Below are 16,072 nucleotides of genomic sequence, written 5' to 3' on the forward strand. Positions count from 1 at the left end.
CTAATGACTAAATTTTCCACCTTCTGTAAAATAGAAAAACTTTTTATAAAACTTACTCTCATTTTGCTCATTTTCTGCACCATAATGCTATTCAGTTCCCTATATGGGTTTTTCTATTCAATCTATAATCATATTATTTATCTTGATAAATTAAAGCCTGACGAGTGGGAATGGCTTATCATTCTCTTATTCATTTCGTTGTGCCTATATTTATGTGTGTATATGTGACACATGACTTTTATCAATTATTTACCACGAGCTAAAAGCATTGTTTTGCATCCATTTGTCTTGTACTTTCAATACTTGTTCTATAATATCTCGACCTACTCCGTATCCTCCCTTACAAGAGGAAATGTACTTTGCAATTGATTTGATTTCAACGGAAGCGTTGACAGGGCAAGCAGGAAGTCCCACTACTTGCATAATTTCATAATCTGGAATATCATCTCCTACATAACAAACTTCCTCGGGATAAAGCTTGCTTTTTTGAAGAAAGTCGTTAAAATCATCGATTTTGCGAATCGATTTCAGGTATATATGCTGAAACCCTAACGAATTAAATCGTTTAAATATAGCTAATCCATCTCCACCGGTAATAATTCCCATTCTAAATTTCTGTTTAGCTGCTAATTGCATCGCATATCCATCTTTAGTATTAAAGATACGCATAGGCTTTCCACTTGGATGAAAAGGAATACTATCTGGAGATAATACACCATCTACATCAAAAACAAAAGCTTTTATCTTTTTTAAATCGTAAAGGATATTGCTCATAAATTTCTGATAAATGAAAAATAAAATTTTTTACTTTTCTCTTGTCTTGCTCGATGTATGGTAAGTCATTGGAAATGAATATCAATATTGTTAGCCGCAAAATTTCTATAAACACTTTCGTTAATACTGAAATAAACAGGAGAATAATTTTTTGACAATAACCAAGCACATACCCAAATGTCTATAGAATTGTCATTGAGCTCTTTCAAAACAACAGAGGGAGCAGGCTGAACAAAAATTCTGCTATCAGCAATAAGAATGTCTAATATGATTTGTTTCACTTTATCATAATCATTGCCATAAGCGATACTAAATGTCCAATCTATTCTTCGCTTATCTTGTTCGCTATAATTAATAATTACATTAGAACTCAATCCACCATTTGGAATAAAAATGGTACGATTATCCGATGTAACGATTACTGTATTAAAAACTTGAATATCTCTTACCATACCTTCGTGTCCTTGTATCAAAATATAATCACCCACTTTATACGGACGAAAGAGTAACACTACAACACCTCCAGAGAAATTCTGCAGCGTTCCGCTCAATGCCATCCCAAAAGTTACACCGATAGATGCCAGTAAAGTAATAAAAAAACTATTATTGATTCCTAAAATATTTGTAATTAAAAATAATAATATCATAGTGAGGAGAATATTTGCCAAACTTTTGAAAAAGGAAGCAACAGAAGAATCAAGTTTTTTGTTATTCATCACTTTATCAATAAGTCGATTTAAATAATGAATTATTTTACGTCCAACGATATAAATAACAATACAGCCAATTATCCTCATTCCAAGATAAAAAGCTTTCTGTAACAAATTGTCAAATAATTTTGTCCATGAATTTGTTTTCAGAAAGATATATTTCAGAGATATCATTTTTGTAAACCGAGGAAAATATTTTTCTTTTTAAATTCTTTCGTATTTCTACAAAAAAATGTTTTTTCTCACTAAAATTCGAAACATTTTATTTACAGAAGGGGTAGTTTTTTTAGAAATTCTAAAAATCGAAGAAGACACGTGGCAAAAGTAGTACAATGTTTAATAACTTGAAATAAATATATAAGATGGGGTTCTTATGTTTATGTTTCATCATTTTTCAATTCTTGTCTATTTTTGTTGTTATCCATAGATAACATGAGTAGGTAAAAATATAGTGGAGACGAATATACTTTTGGGGAATCTCTATGGCAGTTCGATATTCACAATTCTAGTTTTATTTATAGGACTTCATGCGTAATAATATTTCTAATTTAATTAACTTCAATGTACATGGATATTCTAATTGTCATTATCCTTTGTTTATTAGGGAGTGTCTTAATACTGTTGGAAATTTTTCTTATTCCAGGTATTACGTTTGTGGCTATTGCTGGGATATTTTCTACAATAGGAGGGATTCATTATGCATTTGATAATTTGGGATTTGGATCTGGAGTAATTGCTTTAGGCTCTGCATTGCTTATTATTATTGCTTTCATTATTTATGCAACTAATTCCAAATCGTTGAATAAAATCGCGTTGGAGACTAAAATTGAATCTACAGTGGCTATCGAAAATACTTCGGATATTTCTGAAGGAGATGAAGGAATAGCCGTTTCCAGACTTAATCCAATTGGGAAAGTAGAGGTAAATAATATACTTATGGAGGGTAAATCGTTAAGTAATTTTATTGATGAGAATACTAAAATAATCGTTGTAAGGGTAAATCCCACTCAACTAATTGTGAAAATTAAATAATTTAACTCAGAATCAAAATGGGAATAACATTATTTCTTTGGACAATACTTGTTATGGCAGCTGTCACTGTATTATCCATCTTTTTTTATTACGTGCCTTTTGTCCTTTGGATTACTGCAAAAGCATCAGGTGTAGATATTTCTCTTCTGCAGCTTTTTCTAATGCGATTAAGAAAAGTTCCAGCTCCAGTAATTGTAAATGCAATGGTTGAAGCTCACAAAGCCGGCTTAAAAAATATTACTCGAGATCAATTGGAAGCACACTATTTGGCAGGAGGCCATGTAGAACGAGTTGTCCATGCTTTGGTATCAGCAGAGAAAGCTAGTATTGCTCTAACTTTTCAAATGGCAACTGCAATTGATTTGGCCGGACGTGATGTATTTCAAGCAGTACAGATGTCTGTTAATCCAAAGGTGATCGATACACCTCCTATTGCAGCGGTAGCAAAAAATGGAATTCAACTTTTGGTAAAAGCTAGGATAACAGTTCGTGCTAATATTAGACAATTAGTTGGAGGTGCAGGTGAAGAAACTGTAATTGCACGAGTAGGTGAAGGAATAATTGCTTCTATTGGTGCATCAGAAACCCATAAAGAGGTGTTAGAAACACCAGATGCTATATCTAAAGTGGTTTTAAGAAAAGGTTTAGATGCAGGGACAGCATTCGAAATTCTATCCATTGATATGGCGGATATTGACATAGGTAAAAATATCGGTGCAGAATTACAAATGGATCAAGCTCAAGCTGATAAAAATATTGCACAAGCAAAAGCAGAAGAACGCCGGGCAATGGCTGTGGCATCTGAACAAGAAATGAAATCAAAAGCAGAAGAAGCACGTGCAAGGGTAATAGAAGCAGAAGCGGAAGTACCGAAAGCAATGGCAGAAGCATTCCGTAATGGGAATTTAGGCATTATGGATTACTATAAAGTGAAAAATATCCAAGCAGATACAAACATGCGAGAAACTATTGCAAAACCGCAAAAATCAGCAAAATAACTCAATAATAAATTGATTTATAATCAATCGATTTAATGTCTATTAAAATAAAATTAGGATTTTTGTTCATAAAATCTGAACATTCAGAGCAATCTCATGAATAAGTACTTTGTTTCGTTTAGAGATGGTGATTGTAATTTTTGGATGAATACTACAGTATACAAAAGATAATTTTCAACAATTTCAATGTTTAAGTGAACTTTTATTTCAGAGGTTTAATCTATTACACGTTAAACAAAGACTTGTTGAAAATAATATCAAGAAATGAATGCAATAATGCTAGCTGAATTGCTATAGAATTGTTTTTGTTTTTTCACAAAAGGTACGTTGCTCGATGAAAAAGCAAGTTTATATTTTTAACCAATTCCACATAATTCTAATCAGAGAAAACTCGAAATTAAGCTGTCATTTTGGACTTTATGATAGGCGTCAGAGATACAAAGAAGACAACTTTTGTACTAAAAACGATGGACTATTTGTCTTTACATCAAACAAGCTGTCTTAAAGGGCTATTAGGTTCCCTATGGATTATTAATATTAATGAGAATAAGTGCATATTGTTCACAAAAAAAAAATACTGTATATCATGACTTTATGTTTTTGGAAAAATTGAGATTATAGATCTCTAAAGATCCAGTTATTTCAATCAAAATTTGCATTAAAAACGTAAATATAAATGTGCGCTAGCTAATTTTTTCATAATTAACTTAAAATCAGAAATAAAAAAATACTATGAGACTAAGAGTTGTATTCTTATAGAGAATAAGAAATAGTAACTCTATTCATGTAAAAAACAACGAAAAATTTTCTTCAAAATATCTTTTACATTGGCTATTCACTTTAAACTAAAAATGCTACTTTTGACTATAAAGAAATCAACAAAAGAGTGAAAATACTAATATTTGATAATTACGATTCTTTTACTTACAATCTGGTTCACTTAGTTAGAGGATTAGGCTATAACGATATAGAGGTCTATCGAAATGATAAAATTAGTTTAAATGAAATAGAGAAATTTGAACGAATTATACTTTCTCCAGGTCCAGGAGTTCCATCTGAAGCGGGCCTTTTATTGCCTGTAATAAAGTACTTTGCTCCTATAAAACCTATTTTGGGTGTTTGTTTAGGACATCAGGCTATAGCAGAATCTTTTGGTGGGAAATTGGTTAATTTGGAAAATGTATATCACGGAGTTTCAACACCTATTCACATTATTATTCGTGAAGGAATCTTTACAAATCTGCCAGAACAAATAGAAGTGGGAAGATATCATTCATGGATAGTAGACGCGAGTAACTTTCCTAAAGAGTTGCAAATCACAGCAAAGGACATTAATGGACACATTATGGCATTAAGACATAAGATATGGGATGTTTATGGGGTACAGTTCCATCCTGAATCCATATTAACTCCGAAAGGAGAAGAGATTGTAAAGCAATTCCTTTTGGGAACAAACTTTAACAGTATATAAAGTATATAAATATAATAGTATATAAATTGTTTCATGGGAAACAAATCTCCTTCCAAAGGATTCAGAGCAGTTCTAACTTGTTTGTTTGAACATCAATATTTAACTCGTAGCGAAGCTAAAGAAGTGTTAACTCGTATAGCAACTGGCGAATACAACGAGAGTCAAATAGCTGCCTTTATTACTGTCTACTTTATGCGAAGTATTAGTGTAGAAGAAATACTCGGTTTTCGTGAGGCTCTTTTAGAAATGTGTGTAAATATGGATAAACTAAGAGATTATAACCCAATAGACATTGTAGGTACTGGAGGGGATGGAAAAAATACTTTCAACATTTCAACAGCCGCTTGTTTTGTAACAGCAGGAGCAGGATGCAAAGTTGTAAAACATGGCAACTATGGATCTACATCCATAAGCGGAGCTTCTAATGTGATGGAAGAACATGGAGTACGATTTTCTAAAGATTTGAATTTACATATACGTTCTCTAGAAGAAACTAATATTGCTTATTTACATGCCCCTCTGTTTAATCCGGCATTAAAAACTGTTGTTCCAGTCCGAAAAGCATTAGCAGTTCGTACATTTTTCAATATACTAGGACCTATTATCAATCCACTCATGCCTAAACGTCAAGTATTGGGAGTATATGATTTGAAGATGGTACGTTTGTATAATTATATTTATCAAGAAAGTGGTAATGATTTTTCAATTATACATAGTTTAGATGGATATGATGAGGTTTCACTAACTGGTACTTTCAAAATTGTTAATTCATTTGAAGAAAACATTTATACACCAGAAAGTTTAGGATTTCAAAAAGTATCTCCTTCCGAACTTTACGGAGGAGATACTCCTCGTGAAGCTGCTAAAATATTTGATAATGTGTTAAATAACACAGCTACAGAATCACAGAAAAATGTAGTGATAATTAATGCGGCAATAGCTATTCGAACTATTGAACCACATCTAGATATTCAAACCTGTATAGATAAAGCGAGAGATTCTATAGATTCAGGAAAAGCTCAAAAAACATTAGTGAAGTTTTTGGAAATAAATAATTGAAATGTTTTTATAGCATTATGAAACTGAATATTCTCGAAACTATTTGTGCTAATAAACAGCTTGAGGTTGCTCGACAAAAAGAAATACTTTCTTTTGATATTTTAAAGAAACACTTGGAAACTTATCCTTACAAAGGGATCTCTTTCAAACAATCATTAGTGCAATCCAATACAGGTATTATTGCTGAATTCAAACGATGTTCGCCATCTAAAGGATGGATAAATCAAAATGCTGATATTGAAGCAATTGTACGGGGATATGAAATAACTGGAGCTGCTACTATTTCGGTACTTACTGATGAAATGTATTTCGGAGCTACTCCGAATGATTTTTCTACAGCTTGTCGTATCATTACAAAAATACCTATTCTGCGAAAAGATTTTATTATAGATGAATATCAAATTTACCAATCTAAAGCAATGGGGGCAGATGTAATTCTTTTGATAGCCTCTCTCCTTTCCACTGAAGAGTCATTCCGATTTACAGAAATAGCTCATCAACTAGATATGGAAGTTTTATTAGAAATACACAATAAAGAAGAATTGGATTATATTCAATCCAATGTAGATGTAATAGGAATCAACAATCGTGATTTGAGAACATTTGTTACAGACATTCAATATACTATTGAATTAGCATGCCAAATACCAAAAGAATACGTAAAAATTTCAGAAAGTGGACTTTCACAACCACAAACTGTTTCCATTTTGAAAAAAGAAGGATTTAACGGATTTCTTATAGGAGAATATTTCATGAAAACAGAAAATCCTGTACAAGCACTAAAAGAATTTGTTGACCAATTATGAAGATAAAAGTTTGTGGGATGAAATATCCTGAAAACATAGCAGCATTAAGCAGGTTACCTATCCAAATGATAGGGCTAATCTTCTATAAGAAATCTACTCGTTATGTCAAAGAAGTAGATATAAAAATTGTTGAACTTCCAAAACATATTCAGTTAGTTGCTGTTTTTGTGGATGAAGTGCTGAAAAATATTTTAGACACAATTAATCAATATGGTATAAATATTGTGCAACTGCATGGTGTAGAATCTCCTCAGTTGTGCAAAGAACTGAAAAAACAGGGAATAACAGTGATAAAGGCTTTTTCGATAGAGGAGGAGGAAGATTTAATGTCTTGTATTTTTTATGAAAATGTCTGTGATTATTTTCTTTTTGATACAAAAACTTTTCAATATGGTGGTTCAGGGACAAAGTTTGATTGGCAAATACTTTCCACCTATTATGGAGAGATTCCTTTTTTCTTAAGTGGAGGTATTGGTAACAATGATGTAGAAACCATTAAACAACTAAAAAATCCTCAATTGTATGGCATTGATTTAAACAGTCAATTTGAAATAAAACCTGGGTTAAAAGATATTGACAAACTTCAGTCATTTATCTCTAATTTTATTTAGTGTATAATCATATATATGAACAAAATAACGACTCTATTTCAAAATAGGCAGCGAAATATTGTCTCTATTTATTTCACTGCTGGATTTCCTCAACTAAACGACACTATAGAAATCATTAAAGAATTACAAATAAATGGTATTGATATGATAGAAGTAGGCGTCCCGTTTTCTGATCCGATAGCAGATGGTAAGGTAATTCAAGCAAGTAGTTATAAAGCAATTCAAAATGGAATGAATCTGAAAATCCTTTTCAAGCAATTAGAAGCTATTAAGAGTAAAATTCAAATTCCATTGATTATAATGAGTTATTTAAATCCAATTATACAGTATGGTTTTGAAAATTTTTGCGAAGATTGCCACAAAATAGATATTTCAGGTATAATCATTCCAGATTTGCCTTTTGAAGAATATATTAATGAATATAAATTCATTACAGATGCTTATGATTTGAAAATGATTATGCTAATATCTCCAAAAACCTCTGAAGAACGAATTCGTCTTATCGACAGCAATGTGGAAGGATTCATTTATATGGTCTCCAGTGCGGCAACAACTGGAATACAAGAAAGTTTTGATGAGCAAAAACAGGAATACTTTCGTAGAATTAACAGTATGAAATTACGAAATCCGCGATTGATTGGCTTTGGAATTTCAAATAAAGAAACGTTAACTGTTGCTCTTGAAAACGCTTCTGGAGTAATTATTGGGAGTAAATTTGTGAGCCTATTAGCGGAAGAAAATAATCCCAAAAAAGCAGTACAGAAACTTCTTGCAGAATTAAAATAATATATATCCGAGTTATCCGATGAAATTACCATCCACTCCAAAGTCATCCAAATCTCCTACTTCAGTAGGAGGACGTATTCAGCCTCAGGCACGTGAATTGGAGGAAGCGGTACTTGGTGCCCTGATGCTGGAGAAAGATTCCTATGCTCTGATTAGTGAAATACTGACTCCTCAGAGTTTCTATGATAAAACCCATGAGCTGATCTTTACTGCCATTCGAGATCTTGCAGGAAAGCCTGAGCAGGCTATTGACATGCTCACTGTTATCGAACAGTTGAAGAGTAATGGGACATTGAAAGATGCGGGAGGGGTGTCCCATATTGCTAGTATCACACAGAAAGTGGTTTCCAGTGAACATTTGGAATATCATGCACGAATCATTGCACAGAAATCTCTTGCTAGAGAACTGATCTCTTTTTCATTTAGTTTGACCGACAAAGCTTTCGATGAAACCATTGATGTGAGTGATCTGATGCAGGAAGCAGAAGCACAACTGTTTGAATTATCACGCAAAAATATCAAAAAAGATCTTACACATATAGCCCAGATTGTCATGGGTGCATATGCTTTGATAAAAGCATATGCTAGTCGCCCCGATAAAGTATTTGGATTACCTTCGGGGTTTACTGAACTGGATGCCCTTACTTTGGGATGGCAAAAGTCTGATTTGATTATTATTGCAGGTCGTCCATCAATGGGTAAGACAGCTTTTGTTTTGTCTATGGCTAAAAATATGGCGATAGATAAAAAAATCCCTGTAGCTTTTTTTTCATTAGAAATGTCCAATATTCAGTTAATTAATCGTTTAATTGTCAATGTAAGTAATATTGACAGTGAAAAAATCAAAAATGGGAAATTAAAATCAGATGAATGGGTTCTGCTGGAAGAAAAAATAAAACTACTCTACAATGCTCCTATTTATGTAGATGATACTCCTAGTCTTTCAATTTTTGAATTTCGAACCAAGGCTCGCCGTTTAGTTAAAGAATACAAAGTACAGTGTCTTTTCGTAGACTATTTGCAGTTGATGAATGTTAGTGGGATAAGCTTCAGTATTCGTGAACAAGAAGTCAGTTTTATTTCCCGTTCCCTGAAAAGTCTGGCGAAAGAACTTGATATACCAATCATAGCTCTTTCCCAACTGAATCGAAACATAGAAAATCGTTCCCAATGTAGACGTCCGCAGTTATCTGATTTGCGTGAGTCAGGAGCAATAGAACAAGATGCTGATGTGGTTTGTTTTATACATCGTCCAGAACAGTATAAAATTTTAGAAGATGCTCAAGGTAACGATTTGAAAGGCAAAGCCGAAATCATTCTTGCTAAACATCGCAATGGACCTACGGGGGACATTCTATTATCTTTCAAGCAAGAATTTATTCGTTTTCAAAATTTGAACGATGATCAAGTCGTATTGGAATATCAATCTCGTTTGAATAGCCAAATAAATTCAATTTCACAAGAAAAAATTTGTCATCAAAAACATCGAACGGAATCAGCCAATGAAAATTTACCTTTCTAAACTCACACTCCTTTTATTGAGTTAGTAAATACTGTAAGAAATGAAAAAATGGATATCAGTAATTGGGTTTTTGTTAATCCCAATAATAAGTTGTTTATTTTTGAGATTTTGATATAAAAACAGTACAGTTATCGAATAACTGGAAAAATGTTTAACACATAAATATTGGAAGATTTATTCTACGTTACATTCATTTTGTTAATGAATTTCTTAAGTTTGAGATATGAATAGAAAACGAATAGCTATTTTTAGTGGAGCAGGGATGAGCGCGGAGAGTGGCATCTCTACTTTTCGTGATAGTAATGGTTTATGGGATAATTACAATGTAATGCAGGTGGCTCACATCGATAGTTGGTGCGTCAATCAGAGTCTAATGCTACAATTTTACAACGAACGTCGTCAACATCTTGCTTCCGTTTCCCCAAACAAGGGACACCGAATTATTGCCGAATGGGAAAAAGATTTTGATGTTACTGTTATCACCCAAAATATAGACAATTTGCATGAAAGAGCAGGGAGCAGTCATGTTATTCACTTACATGGTGAATTGACCAAGGCGTGTAGTTCAAAAGGTAGAGACAAAAAACATATAATAGATATTGGTTACAATGATATCCTTCCGGGAGATCTTTCTGTTGATGGCTCACAACTTCGTCCATTTATTGTTTGGTTTGGAGAGGATGTTCCAGAGATGGGAAATGCTACCCTAGCGGTTTCTAATGCCAATGTTATTATTATTGTTGGAACATCTATGCAAGTTTATCCTGCTGCCAACTTAATTCATTTTGCAAAAGCAAATACTGCTATTTATTTAATAGACCCAGCTGAAATACCTATCCTTCCCTCTGCCAATGTAGAAGTAATACAAGAAAAGGCAAGCAAAGGACTCGCTCTTTTGAAAGAGCGGTTCAAATCCAAGTAATGGAAAATGGTTTTCCTAAACTATTTTTCACACTACTTGATTTTAAAAGAATTAAAAAAATGTATGTAAGAACATACAGTTGCCTATAGTCTTATTTAATATCTTATTTAATATTTTTCTTCATTTTTTCTATTAATTTTAGTTTCGGGATTTAAATGCGGCGAGTGAATCATTTTTTTTATTATTAACATAATGAAATGAGCTATATCCAATTAAGTGTTTTTATAGTTTTACACAATTCTTCAATTGTACTGTTCATATCTTGTAAAGATAAATACTCTTTTACAAGAGTTTTTTTAAAACATATGATTATATCTAATAAATATTTTGTTAATCAGAAGAATTATGTTGTTTTTGTTTAAATTTAGGAGTTGAACCTTTTCAGTACACTAAAAGCTTCTTCTCAGAAGAAGCGAATAACTAAATATAGTTTTGACAAATGTTAACTATATTTTCATATTTTTATTTTTTCGATATCATAATTTCATAACTGAAATAATCTTCCTTTTCAAATTTTTTTTTCTTTATTTCAGTTAGCATTCTGTATTGTAATTTCATTACAACCATTTTATTCCCTGAGTTTTGATAATTTTGTATGCTGGAGAAAGAAGATTTTCCATTAGTACTTAAAAAGCGTCAAAACAGGTTTACGCTTCACTTTTTATATGTTATAAACACCACTGTGTGTTATATGTTTCGAAGAATCTCATACTTTATTCTTCAATTGTTCAATTGATTCTATCAATATTTTCGTAAATCGATAGAAGCAAGCTGTTTACTAAACAGTAAATTCTTGATATAAGAAAGATTTTTTTTTACAAAATATGTTATACGTATAAGTTTAAATTTGAAAGATTAGGCAAAAGAAAAAATCTCTATTTAAAATCTATTATTAATAATAATAGATTTAGATAAAGGTATTGGCGTATTGATTTTTTTGGCAAAAAAAGGAATGTAAATTCCTTGTTACATTAAAATATTTTTTTGGGTATATTTATTTTTATCGGCTATATCTTCATGAATTTTTCTTACACGCCTATAATATTGAAGGCTATTGGGTGTTTTATTTACGAAGAAGATCAAATTATACTGTGAATTTATGAATTCTATCTCTCAACTGTTGCAAGAACGTATTCTTCTCCTTGATGGAGGAATGGGAAGTATGATACAAAATTACAGACTTAAAGAGACAGATTATCGTGGATTGCAATTTGCTCATTTGTCGGGAGAAATGTACGGAAATAGTGATATACTATGTATTACTCGTCCTGATATTATACAATCTATTCATGAAGCTTATTTAGAAGCGGGAGCTGATATTATAGAAACTAATTCTATGAATATGACGGCTATATCTATGGCTGATTACGGTATAGAAAGTCATGTTGAGAGCTTAAACAAAGCTGCTGCCACAATAGCCAAAGAAGTAGCCCAAAAATATACAAAGCTTACGCCGGACAAACCTCGTTTTGTAGCTGGCTCGATTGGCCCGACAAACAAAACTTCTTCTCTCTCTCCTGATGTAAACAATCCTGGTTATAGAAATATTACTTTTACTGAACTTTATAAGGCTTATTGTGAACAAATTGCTGCTCTAATTTTTGGTGGAGTAGATATATTGCTTGTTGAGACAGCTTTTGACACTCTAAATGTTAAGGCAGCTTTAATGGCTGCTGAAGATGAAATGAAAATTGCAAAGAAAGAACTTCCACTTATGCTCTCTTATACTCTATCGGGTAATAGTGGACGTATTCTTTCGGGACAAACTTTAGAAGCTGTCTTGGAATCGATTTCGCACATAAATTTATTGAGTATTGGATTGAATTGCTCGTTCGGAGCAAGAACTATGAAACCTTTTCTTAAAAAATTGGGACAGATCGCTCCTTGTTATGTAAGTGCTTATCCTAATGCAGGATTACCCAATGCTTTTGGTAAGTACAATGAAACACCAGAAATGATGGCAGAACAAATACGTGAATATATAGATGAAAGTTTAGTTAATATTGTAGGAGGGTGTTGTGGAACAACACCACAGCACATTGCTGCAATTGCTCGTCTAGTGAATGAATGTAAAAGATCCATTCGCGTACCTGTTATTAAAAGTACTGAATTGATACTTTCAGGATTGGAAATTTTACGGATTTCTTCTACAAACTCAAATTGTAAAGAAATAAAGAAAGGTTCAAATTTTGTTATTATTGGTGAACGTTGCAACGTTGCTGGTAGTCGGAAATTCCTACAATTAATTCGAGAAAAAAATTATGAAGAAGCTTTAAAAGTTGCACAAAAACAAATAGAGAATGGTGCTCAAGTATTAGATGTTAATGTAGACGATGGTTTGTTGAACGGGATTCAAGAAATAACTACTTTTTTGAATCTAATAACGTCCGATCCAGATATTGCCTCTATACCCATCATGATAGATAGTTCGGATTGGAATGTTATAGAAGCAGGATTGCAGTGTTTACAAGGTAAATCCATCGTTAATTCTATTAGTTTGAAGGATGGAGAGGATGATTTTTTGGACAAAGCTCAAAAGGTAAAGTCTTATGGGGCAGCAGTTATTGCTATGGCTTTTGATGAAAAGGGTCAAGCAAGTGATTTCAACAGAAAAATAACTGTTTGTGCTCGTATGTACGAGCTATTGACTAGTAAAATTGATTTCCAACCTTCAAATATTATTTTTGATCCAAATATACTGGCAATTGCCACGGGAATAGAAGAACATAATAATTATGCCGTGGATTTTATTCAAGCAATTAAGTGGATAAAAAAACATTTGCCTTTTGCTAAAGTATCGGGAGGAATAAGTAATTTATCTTTTTCTTTTCGCGGGAATAATTATTTGAGGCAAGCAATACACTCTGTATTTCTTTCCCATGCTATCAATGCAGGCATGGACATGGGAATTATTAATCCAATGGAAAATTTTATGCAAGAAAATATTTCATTGGATTTGAGAAAATTAATTGAGGATATTTTGTTTAATCGTTCTTCTCATGCGTTGGAAAATTTGACTGAATATATTCGAAAACAAACAGTTTTATCTAACGAGGAGAAAAGTAGTAAAAAGAAAAATGAATGGCGGATTTTACCAGTAACAGAAAGATTGAAATATGCTGTTATTAAAGGTATAGATGATTTTTTAAAAACAGATTTGCAAGAAGCTATAAAAATATATCCACAAGTAATGGATATAATAGACCAACCTTTGATGGAAGGGATGAACACGGTTAGTAATTTATTTGGTAAAGGACAAATGTTTTTACCACAGGTAGTAAAGACTGCACGGATAATGAAAAAAGCAATAGATATTTTACAACCATATCTCGAGGCAAATAAAAAGGAACAAATAGTCAAATCTGGTAAGATATTGTTTGCTACAGTTAAAGGAGACGTACATGATATTGGGAAAAATATTACAAGTACTATTTTGTCTTGTAATAATTATGAAGTTATAGACATGGGTGTGATGGTTCCTTCAGAAGAAATTGTTCGAAAAGCAAAAGAATATCACGTAGATATAATTGCGTTAAGTGGATTAATTACACCTAGTTTGCAGGAAATGTCTATAGTTGCATCAGAAATGGAAAAAGCCGGGTTGTCCCTTCCTTTGTTAATTGGTGGAGCAACTACTTCTAAATTGCATACTGCTTTGAAAATTGATCCTTTGTATCGTGGAGCAGTTATTCATGTGTCGGATGCCTCAAAAGCTGTGCCGACTGCCAATCATTTAGTGAATTCATCTACTAAAGAAGATTATATAAAAAAAATAAAAGATACATATCATACTTTACGTAAGTATGTGACCAATCGGAAAGAGCTTGTTTCTTTAGATTATGCTAGAAATCACTCCCTAAAAATAAAGTATACGGAATATAATATTCCTAAACCAATATTAAATGGTACAAAGGTTTTAGATTTTATTCATATAAAAGATATTGTGCCTTATATTAATTGGGCAGCATTTTTGGCAGCGTGGAAATTTCCTGTTCAATATGCATCTTTTTTTCGAGAAAAGAAACAAGTATTAGGAGATGAACAAGAAAAGTTTAACAAAGCTATCCACTTGATCAATGAAGCCCAAAGACAGCTGTCTATATGGAGCAAGGACGATCTTCAAACAGTTCGTGCAGTTATTGGACTTTATCCCGTGAAAGTGGAAAACGAATCATTGATAGTGGAAAAGAGAAATATTCCTTTACTTCGGCAACAGGAAAGGAGGGCAGATGATATTTATAAATCCTTGATTGATTTCATTAATCCAGAAGGTGATTATATGGGTTTTTTTGTTGTTACGGCAGGAGCGAATATCCACTTATCGAAAGATGATTATCAAAATATGTTAGAGCAAATTTTGTACGATCGTTTGGTAGAAGCAGCGACTGAATATTTGCATGAGAAAGTTCGCAAGGAATATTGGGGATATGCTCCAAATGAATCTTTTACTCCAAAAGAACTGTTGTTAAAAGCACCTTATCAAGGGATTCGTCCAGCTTCAGGTTATCCAGTCCATCCCGATATTTCTCTTAATTTTATTATAAATGACTTGTTGAAAATGGAAAGAATAGGCGTAAAGTTAACATCTAATGGAGCAATTTATCCTTCTGCATCGATTGCTGGTATGTATATTGCTCATCCAAAAGCAGAATATTTCCACATTGGAAAAATAGATGATGTGCAGTTATCCGATTATGCTATAAGAAAAGGCATATCTGTAAATGAAGCTAAAAAATGGCTGGGGGAAGTTGTAACTGAACAAATAGAAATCTAATGTTAGATTTTATTAAAGGTGAAATTGTTGAATTAATTCCTGATTCAGTAATAATTGAAACAGGTAATATAGGTTATATGCTTTTCATTTCATTAAATACCTATTTTTCACTTACTAAGATAAAAAGCTGTAAGCTATATATTTATGAAGTTATCAGAGAGGAAACTCATCAACTTTTTGGTTTTATAGACAAAAAAGAGAGACAATTATTTACTCATCTTATTTCAGTACCTGGTGTAGGAGCAAATATTGCACGCATGGTTTTATCATCCTTATCTGTTTGTGAATTGGAAGAAATTATTTTTTCTGGGAATGTATCGGCTTTGCAGGCACTAAAAGGTATTGGAAACAAAACTGCTGAAAGAATTATCATTGATTTAAAAGATAAAGTAAAACCTGACAATATTCCTTCTAGTGATACTATTATCACAAACATTTCTTCTAATATTACTAAAGAAGCTATTACTGCATTGATTACGTTGGGATTCAGTCAATCGGCCTCACAAAAAGTGGTCAATAAAATTGTAAGTAATAATTCAAGTTCTACAACAATAGAACAAATCATTAAAAAAGCGTTAAAATTATTGTAAGTGTCTCTTTGTTAAGA

General features: G+C 32.4%; 13 protein-coding genes. 11 read left to right on the plus strand and 2 right to left on the minus strand.

The genetic code is table 11. From position 1 onward, the window contains the following. Nucleotides 1-249 precede the first annotated feature (249 nt). Complete coding sequence (locus CFPG_RS02225; protein WP_012573409.1) at nt 250-774, minus strand: KdsC family phosphatase; 525 nt, start codon at nt 772-774, stop codon at nt 250-252. A 65-nt stretch (nt 775-839) separates the two neighbouring features. Next, complete coding sequence (locus CFPG_RS02230) at nt 840-1,571, minus strand: mechanosensitive ion channel family protein (RefSeq protein ID WP_265348045.1); 732 nt, start codon at nt 1,569-1,571, stop codon at nt 840-842. A 480-nt stretch (nt 1,572-2,051) separates the two neighbouring features. Here CFPG_RS02230 and CFPG_RS02235 point away from each other — a divergent pair, with 480 nt between their 5' ends. From CFPG_RS02235 to ruvA, 11 genes are all read left to right on the plus strand, one after another. Next, nucleotides 2,052-2,516, plus strand: a complete 465-nt coding sequence (locus CFPG_RS02235; protein ID WP_012573411.1) for a hypothetical protein — start codon at nt 2,052-2,054, stop codon at nt 2,514-2,516. Nucleotides 2,517-2,533: 17 nt separating this feature from the next. Next, a complete protein-coding gene (floA, locus tag CFPG_RS02240) occupies nt 2,534-3,514 on the plus strand; it encodes a flotillin-like protein FloA (RefSeq protein ID WP_012573412.1) in 981 nt (326 codons plus the stop codon). 886 nt (nt 3,515-4,400) lie between these two features. Next, nucleotides 4,401-4,985: an anthranilate synthase component II gene (locus tag CFPG_RS02245; RefSeq protein ID WP_012573413.1), complete on the plus strand. Its 585-nt coding sequence runs from the start codon at nt 4,401-4,403 to the stop codon at nt 4,983-4,985. Between the two features lie 33 nt (nt 4,986-5,018). After that, nucleotides 5,019-6,044, plus strand: a complete 1,026-nt coding sequence (gene trpD, locus CFPG_RS02250; RefSeq protein ID WP_012573414.1) for an anthranilate phosphoribosyltransferase — start codon at nt 5,019-5,021, stop codon at nt 6,042-6,044. 17 nt (nt 6,045-6,061) lie between these two features. Next, on the plus strand, nt 6,062-6,850 hold the full coding sequence (gene trpC, locus CFPG_RS02255) for an indole-3-glycerol phosphate synthase TrpC (RefSeq protein ID WP_012573415.1): 789 nt from the start codon (nt 6,062-6,064) through the stop codon (nt 6,848-6,850). After that, nucleotides 6,847-7,461 carry a phosphoribosylanthranilate isomerase gene (locus tag CFPG_RS02260; protein WP_012573416.1) on the plus strand — a complete coding sequence of 205 codons (615 nt, stop codon included), beginning with the start codon at nt 6,847-6,849 and terminating at the stop codon, nt 7,459-7,461. The genes trpC and CFPG_RS02260 overlap by 4 nt, the downstream gene beginning before the upstream one ends. Nucleotides 7,462-7,476: 15 nt before the next feature. Then, nucleotides 7,477-8,247 carry a tryptophan synthase subunit alpha gene (trpA, locus tag CFPG_RS02265; RefSeq protein WP_012573417.1) on the plus strand — a complete coding sequence of 257 codons (771 nt, stop codon included), beginning with the start codon at nt 7,477-7,479 and terminating at the stop codon, nt 8,245-8,247. Nucleotides 8,248-8,266: 19 nt separating this feature from the next. After that, on the plus strand, nt 8,267-9,769 hold the full coding sequence (gene dnaB, locus CFPG_RS02270) for a replicative DNA helicase (protein WP_012573418.1): 1,503 nt from the start codon (nt 8,267-8,269) through the stop codon (nt 9,767-9,769). A 223-nt stretch (nt 9,770-9,992) separates the two neighbouring features. Then, nucleotides 9,993-10,691, plus strand: a complete 699-nt coding sequence (locus tag CFPG_RS02275; protein ID WP_012573419.1) for an SIR2 family NAD-dependent protein deacylase — start codon at nt 9,993-9,995, stop codon at nt 10,689-10,691. Between the two features lie 1,099 nt (nt 10,692-11,790). Further along, nucleotides 11,791-15,465 carry a methionine synthase gene (gene metH / locus CFPG_RS02280; RefSeq protein WP_012573420.1) on the plus strand — a complete coding sequence of 1,225 codons (3,675 nt, stop codon included), beginning with the start codon at nt 11,791-11,793 and terminating at the stop codon, nt 15,463-15,465. Beyond that, nucleotides 15,465-16,055 (plus strand): Holliday junction branch migration protein RuvA, encoded by a 591-nt coding sequence (gene ruvA / locus CFPG_RS02285; protein ID WP_012573421.1) that lies wholly within the window; start codon nt 15,465-15,467, stop codon nt 16,053-16,055. The genes metH and ruvA overlap by 1 nt, the downstream gene beginning before the upstream one ends. The last annotated feature ends 17 nt before the right edge of the window (nt 16,056-16,072 follow it).

The sequence above is a fragment of the Candidatus Azobacteroides pseudotrichonymphae genomovar. CFP2 genome, from assembly GCF_000010645.1.
Taxonomy (GTDB): Bacteria; Bacteroidota; Bacteroidia; order Bacteroidales; family Azobacteroidaceae; genus Azobacteroides; species Azobacteroides pseudotrichonymphae.

Excerpts from the sequence above, each read along its gene's own strand:
- CFPG_RS02235 (WP_012573411.1), top strand. The coding sequence starts at position 2,052 with ATGGATATTCTAATTGTCATTATCCTTTGTTTATTAGGGAGTGTCTTA.
- CFPG_RS02230 (WP_265348045.1), bottom strand. The coding sequence starts at position 1,571 with ATGAGGATAATTGGCTGTATTGTTATTTATATCGTTGGACGTAAAATA.
- ruvA (WP_012573421.1), top strand. The coding sequence starts at position 15,465 with ATGTTAGATTTTATTAAAGGTGAAATTGTTGAATTAATTCCTGATTCA.
- floA (WP_012573412.1), top strand. The coding sequence starts at position 2,534 with ATGGGAATAACATTATTTCTTTGGACAATACTTGTTATGGCAGCTGTC.
- trpD (WP_012573414.1), top strand. The coding sequence starts at position 5,019 with ATGGGAAACAAATCTCCTTCCAAAGGATTCAGAGCAGTTCTAACTTGT.
- metH (WP_012573420.1), top strand. The coding sequence starts at position 11,791 with ATGAATTCTATCTCTCAACTGTTGCAAGAACGTATTCTTCTCCTTGAT.
- trpA (WP_012573417.1), top strand. The coding sequence starts at position 7,477 with ATGAACAAAATAACGACTCTATTTCAAAATAGGCAGCGAAATATTGTC.
- CFPG_RS02225 (WP_012573409.1), bottom strand. The coding sequence starts at position 774 with ATGAGCAATATCCTTTACGATTTAAAAAAGATAAAAGCTTTTGTTTTT.
- CFPG_RS02275 (WP_012573419.1), top strand. The coding sequence starts at position 9,993 with ATGAATAGAAAACGAATAGCTATTTTTAGTGGAGCAGGGATGAGCGCG.
- CFPG_RS02260 (WP_012573416.1), top strand. The coding sequence starts at position 6,847 with ATGAAGATAAAAGTTTGTGGGATGAAATATCCTGAAAACATAGCAGCA.
- trpC (WP_012573415.1), top strand. The coding sequence starts at position 6,062 with ATGAAACTGAATATTCTCGAAACTATTTGTGCTAATAAACAGCTTGAG.
- dnaB (WP_012573418.1), top strand. The coding sequence starts at position 8,267 with ATGAAATTACCATCCACTCCAAAGTCATCCAAATCTCCTACTTCAGTA.